This window comes from Mesorhizobium sp. (genome assembly GCF_041661565.1).
Taxonomy (GTDB): domain Bacteria; phylum Pseudomonadota; class Alphaproteobacteria; order Rhizobiales; family Rhizobiaceae; genus Mesorhizobium.
The window spans coordinates 1-15,647 of the sequence record NZ_JBAZUD010000012.1 but is presented as its reverse complement, the minus strand read 5'-3'; the positions used below and the strand labels follow the sequence as shown (position 1 = coordinate 15,647).

The following is a 15,647-nucleotide window of genomic DNA, read 5'->3' as shown; positions in this document are numbered from 1 at the left end:
ATGGCCAAGGGCGTCATCCTTCTCGCGGCGGGCGGAACCGGCGGGCATCTCTTCCCGGCCGAGGCGCTGGCGCATGAGCTGAAGGCGCGCGGCTGGACGGTGCATCTTGCGACCGACGACCGCGCCGAGCGGTTTGCCGGCCATTTCCCGGCCGCGGCGGTCCACCCGATCCAGTCGGCGACGATGGGTTCGAAGAATCCCGTCGCCGTGCTTGGGGCCTTCTGGAAGATCTGGCGCGGCGTGCGCCAGGCCTCCGCCATCATTGGCAGGATCAAGCCGGACGCCGTCGTCGGCTTCGGCGGCTATCCGACCCTGCCGCCGCTCTACGCGGCGACGCGGCGGAAGGTGCCGACGCTCATTCATGAGCAGAACGCTGTGATGGGGCGCGCGAACCGGGCGCTGGCCGGCCGCGTCGATGCCATCGCCGGCGGCTTCCTGCCGCAGGACACGAGCGCCGCCGGCGCCAAGACGGTGACGACGGGCAATCCGGTCAGGCCGCCGGTGCTTGAAGCGGCCAAGACGCCTTACGTGGCGTCGAGCGGCGAACAGCCGTTCCGGCTGCTGGTGTTCGGCGGCAGCCAGGGAGCCCAGTTCTTTTCCGATGCCGTTCCGGCGGCGATCGCGCTGCTTTCGGACGCGCAACGCAGGCGGCTGGTCATCACCCAGCAGGCCCGCGCGGATGACGTGGCGCGGGTGAAGGCAGCCTATGCGGCGCTTGGCGTCGCCGTCGAGGTCTCGCCCTTCTTCACCGATATGGCGGCGCGCATGGCCGCAGCACATCTGGTGATCTCTCGTTCGGGCGCCTCGACCGTGTCGGAGATCGCCGTCATCGGGCGGCCGGCGCTGCTGGTGCCGTATCCCTATGCGCTCGATCACGATCAGGCGGCGAACGCGGCGGCACTGGCCGCTGCCGGCGGCGGCGAGGTGCACCCGCAATCGACGCTGTCGCCCGAGCGCATCGCGGCCCTCATTGGCGGGCTGATGGACGATCCCCAGCGGCTCGAGGCCATGGCAGCGGGCGCGAAGGCGGCCGGCAGACCGGACGCGGCACGGTTGCTCGCCGATCTCACAGAGGCTATTGCGTCGAAAAAAACAGTCTCGGAATTCAGGAAGGGGACGCACGCATGAAGATGCCGCAGACCATCGGCCTTGTGCATTTCATCGGCATTGGCGGCATCGGCATGAGCGGCATCGCCGAAGTGCTGCACAATCTCGGCTACAAGGTGCAGGGGTCAGATCAGGCCGACAGCGCCAATGTGCAGCGGTTGCGCGACAAGGGCATCGAATGCTTCGTCGGCCACAAGGCCGAAAATCTCGGTGACGCCGAGGTGGTGGTCGTCTCGACGGCGATCAAGAAAACCAATCCGGAGCTGAACGCCGCGCGCGAGAGGCTGCTGCCGATCGTGCGCCGCGCCGAAATGCTGGCCGAACTGATGCGGTTCCGCCAGGCGGTGGCGATCGGCGGCACGCATGGCAAGACGACGACGACCTCCATGGTCGCGACGCTGCTCGAGGCCGGCGGGCTCGACCCGACCGTCATCAATGGCGGCATCATCAACGCCTATGGCACCAACGCCCGCATGGGCGATGGCGAATGGATGGTGGTCGAGGCCGACGAGAGCGACGGCACCTTCCTCAAGCTGCCGGCAGAGATCGCCGTGGTCACCAACATCGATCCCGAGCATCTCGACCACTATGGCAGTTTCGACAAGGTGCGCGAGGCGTTCCGCCAGTTCGTCGAGAACGTGCCGTTCTACGGCTTCGGCGTGATGTGCACCGACCATCCGGAGGTGCAGGCGCTGGTCGGCCGCATCGAGGATCGCCGGGTCATCACCTATGGCGAGAACGCGCAGGCCGACGTGCGCTTCACCAACCACCGCATGGCGGGCGCCACCTCGGAATTCGACGTGGTGATCCGCAACCGCAAGGGCGGTGGGGAGACAACGATTTCGGGCCTGCGCCTGCCCATGCCCGGCCGTCACAACGTCTCGAACGCCACGGCGGCGATCGCGGTGGCGCATGAGCTTGGCCTGTCAGCGGAGGCGATCAAGAAGGGCCTGTCGTCCTTCGCTGGCGTCAAGCGCCGCTTTACCCATACCGGTTCTTGGAACGGCGTCGACGTCTTCGACGATTACGGTCACCATCCGGTCGAGATCGCGGCGGTGCTGAAGGCGGCGCGCAGCGCCACCAAGGGACGCGTCATCGCCATCGCCCAGCCGCATCGCTTCACCCGGCTGCACGATTTGTTCAATGAGTTCTCCGCCTGCTTCAACGATGCCGACACGGTGATGGTGGCACCGGTCTACGCCGCCGGCGAGGACCCGATCGAAGGAGTGACCTCGGACGAGTTGGTGTCGCGCATCCGCGCCGGCGGTCATCGCGACGCGCGCTACATAGAGGGCCCGGCCGATATCGCGCCGATCATCCGTGACCTGGCCAAGCCCGGCGACTTCGTCGTCTTCCTTGGCGCCGGCAACATCACGCAATGGGCCTACGCGCTTCCCAGGGAGCTTGGCGGGACCGTCTCATGATGCGCGGCCAGGCCCTGATCGACGGACTCGGAGACCGGCTTGCCGGCTTGCGCGGTCGTCTCACGCCGAATGCCGAGATGGACAAGATCACATGGTTTCGGGCCGGCGGGCTGGCCGAAGTGCTGTTCCAGCCTGCCGACGAGGAGGATCTCGCCGCGTTCCTCAAGGCGGTGCCCGAGGAAATCCCGCTGACCATCGTCGGCATCGGCTCGAACCTGCTGGTTCGCGACGGTGGCATTCCGGGCTTCGTCATCCGGCTTTCGGCCAAGGGCTTCGGCGACACGGAAATCATGTCGCCGACCACCCTCAGGGCGGGCGCCGCTGCGCCCGACAAGCGCGTCGCCGCCGTGGCCTACGAAGCGGGGATTGGCGGCTTTCATTTCTATCACGGCATTCCAGGCGCCATCGGCGGCGCGCTGAGGATGAATGCCGGCGCCAACGGCGTCGAGACGCGCGAGCGCGTCGTCGAAGTGCGCGCGCTAGACCGCCACGGCAATGTCCACACGCTGAGCAATGCCGAGATGGGCTATGCCTATCGTCATTCCTCGGCGCCTGCCGGGCTCATCTTCACCTCTGCCATCCTCGAAGGCTTTGCCGAGGACAAGGCCACCATCAAGGCGGCCATGGACGCGGTGCAGAACCACCGCGAAACCGTGCAGCCGATCCGCGAGAAGACCGGCGGCTCCACCTTCAAGAATCCGGAAGGCACGTCGGCCTGGAAGGAGATCGACAGAGCGGGCTGCCGCGGCCTCATGATCGGCGGCGCGCAGATGTCGCCGATGCATTGCAACTTCATGATCAACACCGGGACGGCGACCGGCTACGACCTCGAATATCTGGGCGAGACGGTGCGTGCGCGGGTGCTCGAGAAATCGGGAATCCGGCTGCAATGGGAAATCAAGCGTATCGGCGAATTCCGGCCGGGACATGCCGTCCAGGAGTTTCTTGGGCAACTACTTTAGTGTTGCCTGAAGTTCATGTGATACATGAACTTCAAATGCCCGAAACAACCGCGAGACCGTTGCTCCAAAGACTCAATGGCAAGGTTTTCGCTTCCATTTTCACGGAAAGTGAATCTCTCGGAATCCTAAGCACTTGCCAGTGAATCAACTCTCTGATTCTCTGCTCCAAAGCGTTTCCTGATTTGAGTCGTTCGACGCGTTTTCAGCGTTTTCCGTCTGGGGGGGCAACCTGCCGGGAGACTCTGACTCAATGTTGCGGAAAATCTTGGTTTTTGGTCCGCCGTGAGAGGGGATGACGGGGAATGAAAAACAAGCATGTGGCCGTCCTGCTGGGTGGGTTTTCGTCCGAGCGGCCCGTGTCCCTGTCCTCGGGAAAGGCTTGCGCCGATGAGCTCGAGAAGGAAGGCTACCAAGTCACGCGCGTCGATGTCGGGCGCGATGTCGGCACGGTGCTCGCCGAGCTCAGGCCCGATGTCGCCTTCAATGCGCTGCATGGTCCCTTCGGTGAGGACGGCACCATCCAGGGCATCCTCGAATATCTCGGCATTCCCTACACCCATTCCGGCGTGCTCGCCTCGGCGCTGGCCATGAACAAGGAGCAGGCCAAGCGGATCGGCAAGTCGGTCGGCGTTCCGGTTGCCGAATCAAAGGTAGCCAGCCGCTTCGCCATCAAGAACAAGCATCCGATGAAGCCCCCTTATGTGGTCAAGCCGGTCAACGAGGGGTCGAGCTTCGGCGTCGTCATCGTGCATGAAGGCCAGTCGCATCCGCCGCAGGTTATCGGCTCTTCGGAGTGGAGATATGGCGACACCGTCATGGTGGAGCGCTACGTGCATGGCCGCGAACTGACCTGCGCGGTGATGGGCGACGTGGCGCTGGGAGTCTGTGAGATCATTCCGACCGGCCATTCCTTCTACGACTATGATTCAAAATACGTCGCCGGGGGATCAAAGCACGAATGCCCCGCAAAACTTTCACCGAATATTTACCAAAAAATACAAACACTGGCGCTCAAGGCTCACCAAGCGATCGGCTGCCGGGGCGTTTCCCGGTCGGACTTCCGGTATGACGATCGGCATTCCGAAAACGGCGAGATTGTCTGGCTCGAGGTCAACACCCAGCCGGGAATGACACCGACGTCACTGGTGCCTGAAATCGCTGCCCAGGCCGGGCACTCGTTTGGCGATTTGTTGAGTTGGATGGTGGAGGACGCTTCGTGTCTGCGTTGAAATGGGGACAGGGTAGGGAGAGGAGCGCGGCCGGGCCGGCGCTGTTCGGCCTGCCGTTGTCGTTTGACCATTTCGTGCTGCCGCGCATGCTTCGCCGCCCGGTGCGCGTCCTGGCGCGGCTGGGCGTCGGCGAGGTTCAGCCGCCACGTTTCCTGGCGGGAATCATGTCGGCCGTACTGCTCGCCTCGAGCGGCGCCTATGGCGCCTATCTCGGCGGCCACGCCGACGGTATCGTTCAAAGCATCACCGCCCGCACAGGATTTGCCGTCGATCAGGTCAAGGTGGTCGGCAATCGCCAGACTTCCGAGATCGATATCCTGGACAGGCTGGAGCTCGACGGCTGGACATCGCTGATCGGCTTCGATGCCGAGGCGGCGCGAGAGCGGATTTCGGGCCTGCCATGGATCGAGGCCGCGGCGGTGCGCAAGGTCTATCCGCACACGCTCGAAGTGCGTGTCGAGGAGCGTGAGGCCTTCGCGCTCTGGCAGCAGGGCGACAAGCTCTCGGTCATCGAGAAGAACGGCGCCGTCATCGCGCCATTCTCCGGCGGCAAGCAGGTGCTGTTGCCGCTGTTGATCGGCACCGGCGCGCCGGCCATGGCGCCCGACTTCCTCGCCAGGATGGAAAAATATCCCGAGCTCGCCAGCCGGGTCAAAGCCTATGTCCGCGTCGGCGAGCGGCGCTGGGACCTGAAGCTCGACAACGGCATCACGGTCAAGCTTCCCGATGACGGCGAGGATCAGGCGATCGCTGAGCTGGTCGGCATGGATCGCGACAACGGATTGTTGTCGCGCGATATCGCGGCCGTCGACATGCGCCTGTCCGACCGGCTGGTCGTGCAGCTGACGCCCGAGGCCGCGACGCAGCGCGAAGCCGCGCTCAACGAGAAGCCGAAAAGCCTGAAACACAAGCCGGAGACGAAGATATGAGCTGGCTTGGCGGTTCTGGCGATGCCTCGTCGCGCCGGTCCGGCACCCTCACGGTGCTGGATGTCGGTTCGAACAAGGTTTGCTGCATGGTGGCCAAGCTCAAGCCGCGCGATGACGGCAAGCTTTTGCGCGGCCGCTCGCACCGGATCCAGGTCATCGGCATCGGCCATCAGAAATCGCAGGGCGTGAAGTCGGGCGTGATCGTCGATCTCGACCGCGCCGAACATGCCATCCGCCTCGCCGTCGACGCCGCCGAGCGCATGGCGGGGCTGACGGTCGATTCGCTCATCGTCAACATGACGGCGGGCAGGCTGAAGAGCGAAGCCTTTTCGGCGACCATCAACCTTGGCGGCCATGAAGCCGACGAGGCCGACATCAAGCGTGTGCTTGGCGCCGGTGCCAAGCAGGCGCTGAAGGCCGAGCGCGAAGTCGTCCATTCGCTGCCGGTGGCCTTCTCGCTCGATGCCGAGCGCGGCGTGCGCGATCCGCGCGGCATGGTTGGCGACACACTCGGCGTCGACATGCATGTGCTGACGGGCGATGCGGCGCCGATGCGCAATCTCGAACTGTCCATCAACCGCTCGCATCTGTCGGTCGAGCGCATGGTGGCGACGCCCTATGCCAGCGGCCTGGCCGCCCTGGTCGACGACGAACTGGAAATGGGCGCCGCCTGCATCGACATGGGTGGCGGCACGACGACGATCTCGGTGTTCTCGGAAGGCAAGTTCGTGCATGGCGACGCCATCGCCATCGGCGGCAACCATGTTACGCTGGACATGGCCAAGGGGCTTTCGACCTCGCTCGACGCCGCCGAGCGGCTGAAAGTGATGCATGGCTCGGCGCTGCCTGGCAGCGCCGACGACCGCGACCTGGTCTCGATCCAGCCCATCGGCGACGATGGCGACGTGCCGCTGCAGATACCGCGCTCGGTGATGACGCGCATCGTGCGCGCCCGCATCGACGAGACGCTCGAATTGTTGCGCGACCGGCTGAACAAGTCCGGCTATGGCAATGCGGTCGGCAAGCGCGTCGTGCTGACCGGCGGCGCCAGCCAACTGGCCGGCCTGCCCGAAGCGGCGAGGCGGATACTCGGACGCAATGTGCGCATCGGCCGCCCGCTTGGCGTGGCGGGCCTGCCGGAAGCGGCGAAAGGCCCGGCCTTCTCAGCCGCGGTCGGGCTTCTGATCTATCCGCAGATGGCGAGTTTCGAGAGCCATCATGCGAAAGGAATTTCCGGTCTCAGAATGACCGGAACAGGCGGAAAACTGCATCGCATGAGTCAGTGGTTGAGAGACAGTTTCTAATTGACGGGGACAGCCCCATTAGGTGGCCGCGGCGGCGAAGCGGCGTAAAGGCAAAGGACGGAGACAATGACCATCAATCTGCAGAAGCCGGACATTACCGAGCTTAAGCCGCGCATCACCGTGTTCGGTGTCGGCGGCGGCGGCGGCAATGCCGTCAACAACATGATCACCGCCGGTTTGCGCGGCGTCGAGTTCGTCGTTGCCAACACCGACGCGCAGGCGCTGACCATGTCGAAGGCCTCGCGGCTGATTCAGCTCGGCGCGCATGTCACCGAGGGCCTGGGCGCCGGATCGCAGCCTGAGGTCGGCCGCGCGGCCGCCGAGGAATGCATCGACGAGATTCTCGACCACCTGACCAACACCCACATGTGTTTCGTCACCGCCGGCATGGGCGGCGGCACCGGCACGGGGGCTGCTCCGGTGGTTGCCCGCGCCGCGCGTGAAAAGGGCATCCTGACCGTCGGGGTCGTCACCAAGCCGTTCCATTTCGAGGGCCAGCGCCGCATGAAGACGGCGGATTTGGGCATCGAGGAACTGCAGAAATGCGTCGATACGCTGATCGTCATCCCCAACCAGAACCTGTTCCGGCTGGCCAATGACAAGACCACCTTCGCCGATGCCTTCGCCATGGCCGACCAGGTTCTTTACTCCGGCGTCGCTTGCATCACCGACCTGATGGTCAAGGAAGGCCTGATCAACCTCGACTTCGCCGACGTGCGTTCGGTGATGCGCGAGATGGGCAAGGCGATGATGGGCACCGGCGAAGCTTCGGGCGAGGGCCGCGCGATGGCCGCCGCCGAGGCCGCCATTGCCAACCCGCTGCTCGACGAGACCTCGATGAAGGGCGCCAAGGGCCTGCTGATCTCGATCACCGGCGGCCGCGACCTCACCCTGTTCGAAGTCGACGAAGCCGCGACCCGCATCCGCGAGGAGGTCGACCAGGACGCCAACATCATCCTCGGCGCTACCTTCGACGAGGAACTCGAAGGCGTCATCCGCGTCTCGGTGGTCGCCACCGGCATCGACAAGTCCGCGGCTGAAATCGCCGCCGCGCCGATCTCGATCCGCACGGCTCCGCCGAAGCCGACCGGCCGTCCCGCGGTCGCCGCTGTGGAAAGCCGCCCATCGGCGGTCCAACAGCCGGCATACGAACCGCGCGCCGTCGACCCGGTCGCCGAAGCCATCCACCTGGCCGAAGCGAATGCCGCGGCAATGGCCCACGCACGCCCCGCGCCCGTGGCTCACGCGGACGATTTCCGCCCGCAGAGCAAGATCTTCCAGGCTCCGCCCGCACCACCGCAGCCGATGCCGCAGCCCGTGGTCCAGCAGATGATGCAGCCGGTCCAGCAGCCGCGCGAAGTTCTGCAGAGCGAAGCTCCGCGGCCGGTTCAGATGGCGCCGCAGCGCATGCCCCGCGTCGAGGATTTCCCCCCGGTCGTGAAGGCCGAGGTCGATGCCAAGGGTCGCCCGCAGGATCATGAGAACAGCGGACCGATGGGCCTTTTGAAGCGCCTGACCAATGGCCTGACCCGCCGCGAGGAAGAACCCGCCCGGCTGCAGCCGGCGCAGCCGCGTGAACCCAAGCTGCGCCAGGCAGCGCCCGAAGTGCGCCGCCTCGCCAGCCAGGATTCGCAGCTCTACGCGCCCCGCCGCGGCCAGCTCGACGATCAGGGCCGCCTTACGCCGCAGGTGAGGCCGACTCACGAAGACGATCAACTGGAGATTCCGGCGTTCCTGCGCCGCCAGGCCAACTGATTGGTTAACGGACTGAAATAATTGTTAACGGGCAGGCAAGGGAATTGCTTGCCCGTTAACGTTTAAAACGGCGCTATATCAATATGTTACGAATTCGGACAGGTCCGGGCTCGCGGTTACAAAGAGTAAGAAACCGTGATTTGGAGTATCCCTCCGGCAACATTATCTTCGCTGCCTACCATAGTCGGTTTGTCGGGATTTCGGGGGAAATGGCCTCGCCTGCCGATTCAAACAAGAGCCGCGCCCACTCAATGGCGAAGCGGACATAGGCATTACGGGCTTATGGGGATTGTCTTGCACGACTATCAGACGACATTGAAGACGCGCGCGTCGCTAACCGGCACCGGCGTCCACAGCGGCAAGGAAGTCTCCATCAGTTTCGTGCCGGCGGATGCCGACACCGGCATCGTCTTCCAGCTTTTCAACGGCAATGGGCCGGGCCGCGAGTTCCGCGCCCTGGTTTCGGAAGTCGGCGCGACCGATCTCTGCACCATGCTTGGCGATCCGGCTGGAGAGCACATCGCCACGGTCGAGCATATCATGGCCGCGCTGTTCGGACTTGGCATCGACAATGTCGCGATAGAGATCGACGGCCATGAGGTTCCGATTCTCGACGGAAGCGCGATGGCGTTTGTCGACGCCATCGACCAGGCCGGCATCGAGATGCTGTCGGTAAAGCGGCGCTATATCAGGGTCATGAAGCCGGTTCGAATCGAGAACGGCGCGTCGTGGGCGGAGTTCAGGCCCTATGACGGCACCCGTTTCGAGATCGAGATCGATTTCGAAAGCCCGGCGATCGGCCGTCAGTTGTTCGCGTCCGACCTGAATGCCGATATCTTCCGCCGCGACATCGCGCGCGCCCGCACCTTCGGCTTCATGAAGGATGTCGAGCGGCTGTGGGCCGCGGGCTACGCGCTCGGTTCATCGCTGGAGAATTCGCTGGTGATCGGCGACGACAACCGCGTCATCAACATGGGCGGCTTGCGCTATCCCAATGAATTCGTGCGCCACAAGACGCTGGACGCCATGGGCGACCTGGCATTGGCTGGGGCCCGCTTCATCGGCTGCTTCCGCTCCTATCGTGGCGGCCACAGGATGAACGCCGCGGCGTTGCGCCGGCTGCTGTCGGATCGCACCGCGTTCGAGATCGTCGAGACGACGCGCCGCGAGCGTGGACGCACCGCCGAGATGAACGCCGTCAAGGCGCCGCTCTACGCGCCCTGGATGATCTGATTTCCCTGCATTTTACCGATTGCATGACAGGCAATGGCTGTTGCATGAATGCATCACCTGGTGGTGAAATCGCCTCGATGTCCAAGCTGCGCCCGGCCGCCACAAAAATGTGCGATTGGCCGGAGATAGCGTTGCCCGGTGAGGCGGTTATGGTTTATGGCTGCTGCCATTGATGAGTGCATGGCGCTGAAGTTGCTAGCTTGTTTTGCGACGGCGACATGCGGCACGCATTGAAACAACGCCGAAAGGGCGGAATCCAATCATGGTCTTCAAGCGAATTGGTCAATCGAAGGCGCCGCGGCCGTCCGTTTTGCTGGCGCTTTCGGTGGTTGTTCCATCGCTCTTCCTGTCGGCCTGCATGTCGTCGGAAAAGGATATCGACCTGTCGACCTATGTCGACCAGACCGAGCCCGCGGATGTGCTCTACAATCAGGGCCTCGCCAATCTGAATGCCGGTCGCCTGCAAGAGGCGAGCCGCAAGTTCGATGCGGTCGACCGCCAGCATCCCTATTCGGAATTCGCCCGCAAATCGATGGTGATGGGCGCCTTCGCCGACTATCGCCAGGGCAATTATGACGAGGCGATCAGTTCCGCCAAGCGCTATCTCACCCTCTATCCGTCCACCGATGACGCCGCCTACGCTCAGTACATCATCGGCTTGAGCTACTACCGGCAGATCAAGGACGTGACGCAGGACCAGAAGGAAGCGCGTCAGACCCTGCAGACGATGCAGGATCTGGTGACGCGCTGGCCGACGTCGGAATATGTCGACGATGCCAAGGAAAAGATGCGCTTTGCCAACGACCAGCTCGCCGGCAAGGAAATGCAGATCGGCCGCTACTATCTCGAGCGCCGCGAATACATCGCCGCCGTCAAGCGTTTCCGTACTGTGGTGGAGAGCTATTCCAACACGCGTCACGTCGAGGAGGCACTGGCCCGCCTGACCGAAAGCTATTACGCGCTGGGGTTGACCTCGGAGGCGCAGACCGCCGCCGCCGTGCTCGGCACGAACTACCCCGACAGCCCGTGGTACAAGGATTCCTACAAGCTGCTGCAGAGCAACGGGCTTGCGCCGCGCGAGAATGCCGGCTCGTGGATTTCCAAGGCCGGGAAGCTGATCACCGGCGCCTGATGCAGGCGTAGAGATGCTTTCCAGACTGTCGATCCGCGATATCGTCCTGATCGAGAAGCTGGACATCGACTTCGCGCCCGGTCTTTCCGTGCTGACGGGTGAGACCGGCGCCGGCAAATCCATCCTGCTCGATGCCTTGTCGCTGGCGCTGGGCGCGCGTGGCGACGCGTCGCTGGTGCGACATGGCGCGGCGCAGGGCCAGGTCATCGCGGTCTTCGACGTGCCGCGCAACCATCCGGCCCGCGCCCTGCTCGCCGAGAATGCCATCGAGGATGACGGCGACATCATCCTGCGCCGCCTGCAGACCGCTGATGGCCGCACCCGGGTCTTCGTCAACGACCAGCCTTCGAGCGTCACGCTGATGCGCGATGTCGGACGTGCGCTGGTCGAAATCCACGGCCAGCACGATGAACGCGCGCTCGTCGATCCTGGCGCGCACCGCGAGTTGCTCGATGCGTTCGGTGGTCATCTCGGCGTCGTTCGCTCGACGGGCGAGGCCTGGCGGCATTGGCGCGACTGCGAGCAGGAGCTTTCGCGTCACCGCGCCAAGGTGGCGGCAGCGGCCCGCGAGGCGGACTATCTGCGTGCCGCCGTGGCGGAACTGACCAAGCTCGACCCGCAACCGGGTGAGGAGACCGACCTCGCCGAAGTGCGTGCGTCGATGATGCGGGCGGAAAAGATCGCTTCCGAAATCCATGACGCACAGGATGTGCTGTCCGGCCCATCCTCGCCGCTGCCGCAACTGGCAAGCCTGCTCAGGCGGCTGCAACGCAAGGTGACCGAAGCGCCCGGCCTGCTCGACGATGTGGTGAAGTCGCTCGATGAGGCGATGCTGTCGCTGGACGCGGCGCAATCGGGCGTCGAGGCGGCACTGCGCGCCGCCGAATATGATCCGCAGCGGCTGGAGAAGGCCGAGGAGCGGCTGTTCTCGCTGCGGGCGGCCTCCCGCAAGCATGGCGTCGCCGTCGACGACCTGGCGCAACTGCGGGATACGATGTCGGCCGATCTCGCCGATCTCGATGCCGGCGAGGGGCGCCTGCATGGGCTGGAAAAGCAGGCCGTTGCCGCGCGCGAGGCCTATGACATCGCGGCCGCGCAACTCTCCTCGCTTCGCCATGCGGCGTCGGTCGGCCTGACCAAGGCCGTCATGGCCGAATTGCCGGCGCTGAAGCTCGAGCGCGCTGCCTTCATCGTCGAGCTGGCGAGCGATGCCGACAACCGCATGGAAGAGGGTATCGACCAGATCGAATTCTGGGTGCGCACCAATCCCGGCACGCGGCCCGGGCCGATGATGAAGGTCGCGTCCGGCGGCGAGCTGTCGCGCTTCCTCCTGGCGCTGAAGGTGGCTCTGGCCGATCGCGGTTCGGCGCCGACGCTGGTCTTCGATGAAATCGACACCGGTGTGGGCGGCGCCGTCGCCGACGCCATCGGCCAAAGGCTGGCGCGGCTGTCGAAGCGCGTCCAGGTGCTTTCGGTCACCCACGCGCCGCAAGTGGCGGCCCGGGCGGCGACGCATTTCCTGATTTCCAAGTCTGGCGGCGCCGACCGCGTCGCGACCGGCATTGCCGAGATGGACCGGCCGGCGCGCCAGGAAGAGATCGCGCGCATGCTGGCCGGCGCGACGATCACCGACGAGGCCCGCGCCGCCGCCGAGCGGCTGCTGCGCGAGAACACCACCGCGTCCTGATCCCGCGCCCGCGCTTAGGCTTTTGAGCAGAGTCAGCAGATGGCTCCATCCTCCTGTTTGCGCGTCGTTTTGTCAGAATTTGGTTCCCGCCGGTCCGAATCCTGATCTATTGTCCGGGCCAACAGCAGCCGGGTGTAAACATGTCGCAAAAACCAGTCGACGCCTTGACGGAGACCGAGGCCGAGGCCGAACTGAAGCGCCTGGCCGAGGAGATCGCCGAGCACGACCGGCGCTACCATGCCGAGGACGCGCCTGTTATCACGGACGCGGAATACGATGCGCTGGCGCGGCGCAACCTGGCGATAGAGGAGCGGTTCCCGGCGTTGATACGCGAGGATTCGCCGTCGCGGCGGGTCGGCGCGCCGCCGGCGGAAGGCTTCACCAAGGTGCGCCACGCCGTGCCGATGCTCAGCCTCGCCAAGGCCTATACCGATCAGGACGTCGCCGATTTCATCGAACGCGGCCGCCGCTTCTTCGATCGCGACAAGGACCTCGAGATCGCGTTCACCGCCGAGCCGAAGATCGACGGGTTGTCGGCTTCGCTGCGCTATGAAGGCGGGGTGTTCGTGCAGGGTGCGACGCGCGGCGACGGCGCCGTTGGCGAGGACATCACCGCGAACCTCAGGACGATCGCCGACATTCCCAAGAAGCTGAAAGGGTCCGGCTGGCCCGAGATCATCGAGATCCGCGGCGAGGTCTACATGACCTACGCCGAATTCGAGGCTCTCAAGCAACGCTCGGCCGCCACCGGCGGCCAGGACTATGTCAACCCGCGCAACACCGCGGCCGGGTCGCTGCGCCAGAAGGATGCTTCGGTCACCGCCAGCCGCAACCTCAAATTCTTCGCCTATGCGTGGGGCTATACCACGCAGGATCCGGCACCCACCCAGTATGAATCGGTGCGGAAATTCGCCGACTGGGGGTTCAGGATCACGCCGCTGATGGTGCGGGCGAAATCGGTCGAGGAACTCATCGCCCACTATCACCTCATCGAGGAGCAGCGCTCGTCGCTTGGCTACGACATCGACGGCGTCGTCTACAAGGTCGATCAACTGGAGCTGCAACGGCGTTGGGGTTTCGTCACCGGTGAGCCACGCTGGGCGATCGCGCACAAATTCCCCGCCGAGCAGGCAATGACCACCGTGCAGAAGATCGACATCCAGGTCGGACGCACCGGCACGCTGGCGCCGGTCGCGCGGCTGGCCCCCGTCAGCGTCGGCGGCGTCGTGGTCGAGAACGTCACGCTCCACAATGAAGACTATATCAGGGGCTTCGACAGCAACGGCCAACCGATCCGCGACGGCATCGACGTGCGCATCGGCGATACGGTCGTGATCCAGCGGGCAGGGGATGTCATTCCCCAGATCGTCAGCGTCGTCATCGACAAGCGCCCGGCCGACGCGGTGCCGTACGAGTTCCCGCATGTCTGTCCGGTCTGCGGCTCGCCGGCGACGCGCGAGGTGAACGAAAAGACCGGCAAGGAAGATTCGCGCCGCCGCTGCACCGGCGAACTGGTCTGTGCGGCGCAGGCAGTGGAACAGTTGCGTCACTTCGTGTCACGCGGCGCGATGGACATAGAAGGCCTTGGCTCGGAAAACATCGACCTGTTCTTCAATGCCGGGCTGGTCAAGACCGCCTCCGATATCTTTACGCTCAAGCAGCGCCGTCCAGCCGTCACCAAGGCGCTGGCCGAGCGGCGCGAGGAGCAGGCCAGATTGCGCGAGGCCGCGTCAGGCAAGACGCGCAAGAACGTACGCGGCGTCGAGGACCGCAACTATGAGGGTCTCGACAAGCTGTTCGCCGCCATCGATTCGCGCCGCGAGCCGGAACTCGACCGTTTCATCTTTGCCCTCGGCATCCGCCATATCGGCGAGACGACCGCCGCCTTGCTCGCCAAGACATTCTCGACGGTCGAGGAACTGATCCGGGTCGGCAAGGAGACGGCGGCGGCCGATGATCCGCATACCGTTTTCCCGTCGATCAACGGCATCGGTGACACGGTGATCGACGCGCTGCGCGATTTCTTCGGCAATGAGCGCAACGACGCCGTGCTCGACGCGCTGCTCGAGCAGGTCCACCCCAAGCCGTATATCGTGACCATCGCGGCCGACAGCGCGGTCGCCGGCAAGACAATCGTGTTCACGGGCACGCTGGAAAAGATGACGCGTCCTGAAGCCAAAGCGATGGCGGAACGTCTGGGCGCCAAGGTCGCGGGCTCGGTGTCGGCGAAGACCGACCTGGTGGTGGCCGGGCCCGGCGCTGGCTCCAAGCTGAAGCTCGCCAGCGAGCTGGGCATCGAGGTGATCGACGAGGATGCCTGGCTGACGCGGATCGGCAGGGCATGACGGAAGGCGCGTTCAAGGGCTTCGGCCAAAAGGCCATTCCGTTCCTGAAGGCGCTCGATTTCCACCAGAGCCGCGAGTGGTTCCTGGAGAACCGCGACCTGTTCGAGACGGAGTTGCGCAATCCCCTGGGAGATCTCGTTGAGACGCTCACGCAGCGCTTCGCGCAGGCGGGGCTGGGCCTGCGCGGCGACCGCAAGAAGTCGCTGTTCCGCATCAACCGCGATGTGCGCTTCGCCAAGGACAAGCGGCCTTACAACCGGCACCTGTCAGCGATCCTGTCGCCCGACGGCAGCAAGATGGAACAGGGCGTGTTCTATGTTCACATCGGGTTGGAGGGTTGCTTTGCCGGCGTTGCCTGGTGGCAGCCGGAGACGCAATTGCTGCTGGCGATGCGCAAGGCGATAGCGACGAAGCCGAATGAATTTCGCGCCATGGTGGCGGCGCTGGGCAAAAAGGGTCTTCAACTCGATGCCGAAGGCTGCATGAAGCGCACGCCGCGCGGCTTCGAACACGTCGCCGATAAAGAGCTGGTCGCAGCGA

The 15,647-nt window shown here is 64.7% G+C and carries 12 protein-coding genes; all 12 read left to right on the top strand.

Going from position 1 to position 15,647, the window contains the following annotated elements:
• Positions 1 to 1,128, top strand: a complete 1,128-nt coding sequence (gene murG, locus WC739_RS03925) for an undecaprenyldiphospho-muramoylpentapeptide beta-N-acetylglucosaminyltransferase (protein WP_372951708.1) — start codon at positions 1 to 3, stop codon at positions 1,126 to 1,128.
• Positions 1,125 to 2,531 carry a UDP-N-acetylmuramate--L-alanine ligase gene (gene murC / locus WC739_RS03920; RefSeq protein ID WP_372951707.1) on the top strand — a complete coding sequence of 469 codons (1,407 nt, stop codon included), beginning with the start codon at positions 1,125 to 1,127 and terminating at the stop codon, positions 2,529 to 2,531. The genes murG and murC overlap by 4 nt, the downstream gene beginning before the upstream one ends.
• On the top strand, positions 2,528 to 3,493 hold the full coding sequence (gene murB, locus WC739_RS03915; protein ID WP_372951706.1) for a UDP-N-acetylmuramate dehydrogenase: 966 nt from the start codon (positions 2,528 to 2,530) through the stop codon (positions 3,491 to 3,493). Before murC ends, murB begins: the two co-directional genes overlap by 4 nt.
• A gap of 302 nt (positions 3,494 to 3,795) precedes the next feature.
• Positions 3,796 to 4,722: a D-alanine--D-alanine ligase gene (locus WC739_RS03910; RefSeq protein WP_372951705.1), complete on the top strand. Its 927-nt coding sequence runs from the start codon at positions 3,796 to 3,798 to the stop codon at positions 4,720 to 4,722.
• A complete protein-coding gene (locus tag WC739_RS03905) occupies positions 4,710 to 5,651 on the top strand; it encodes a cell division protein FtsQ/DivIB (protein WP_372951704.1) in 942 nt (313 codons plus the stop codon). Before WC739_RS03910 ends, WC739_RS03905 begins: the two co-directional genes overlap by 13 nt.
• Positions 5,648 to 6,955, top strand: coding sequence for a cell division protein FtsA (gene ftsA / locus WC739_RS03900; RefSeq protein WP_372951703.1), 1,308 nt, complete (start codon positions 5,648 to 5,650; stop codon positions 6,953 to 6,955). Before WC739_RS03905 ends, ftsA begins: the two co-directional genes overlap by 4 nt.
• Positions 6,956 to 7,021: 66 nt before the next feature.
• On the top strand, positions 7,022 to 8,710 hold the full coding sequence (gene ftsZ / locus WC739_RS03895) for a cell division protein FtsZ (protein ID WP_372951702.1): 1,689 nt from the start codon (positions 7,022 to 7,024) through the stop codon (positions 8,708 to 8,710).
• A 282-nt stretch (positions 8,711 to 8,992) separates the two neighbouring features.
• A complete protein-coding gene (gene lpxC, locus WC739_RS03890) occupies positions 8,993 to 9,943 on the top strand; it encodes a UDP-3-O-acyl-N-acetylglucosamine deacetylase (protein ID WP_372951701.1) in 951 nt (316 codons plus the stop codon).
• A gap of 262 nt (positions 9,944 to 10,205) precedes the next feature.
• Positions 10,206 to 11,075: an outer membrane protein assembly factor BamD gene (locus WC739_RS03885; RefSeq protein ID WP_372951700.1), complete on the top strand. Its 870-nt coding sequence runs from the start codon at positions 10,206 to 10,208 to the stop codon at positions 11,073 to 11,075.
• Between the two features lie 13 nt (positions 11,076 to 11,088).
• Complete coding sequence (recN, locus tag WC739_RS03880) at positions 11,089 to 12,762, top strand: DNA repair protein RecN (RefSeq protein ID WP_372951699.1); 1,674 nt, start codon at positions 11,089 to 11,091, stop codon at positions 12,760 to 12,762.
• Positions 12,763 to 12,902: 140 nt separating this feature from the next.
• A complete protein-coding gene (ligA, locus tag WC739_RS03875) occupies positions 12,903 to 15,107 on the top strand; it encodes an NAD-dependent DNA ligase LigA (protein ID WP_372951698.1) in 2,205 nt (734 codons plus the stop codon).
• Positions 15,104 to 15,647: TIGR02453 family protein (locus tag WC739_RS03870; RefSeq protein WP_372951697.1), on the top strand; the 544-nt coding region annotated here is incomplete at its 3' end. The genes ligA and WC739_RS03870, both read left to right, overlap by 4 nt.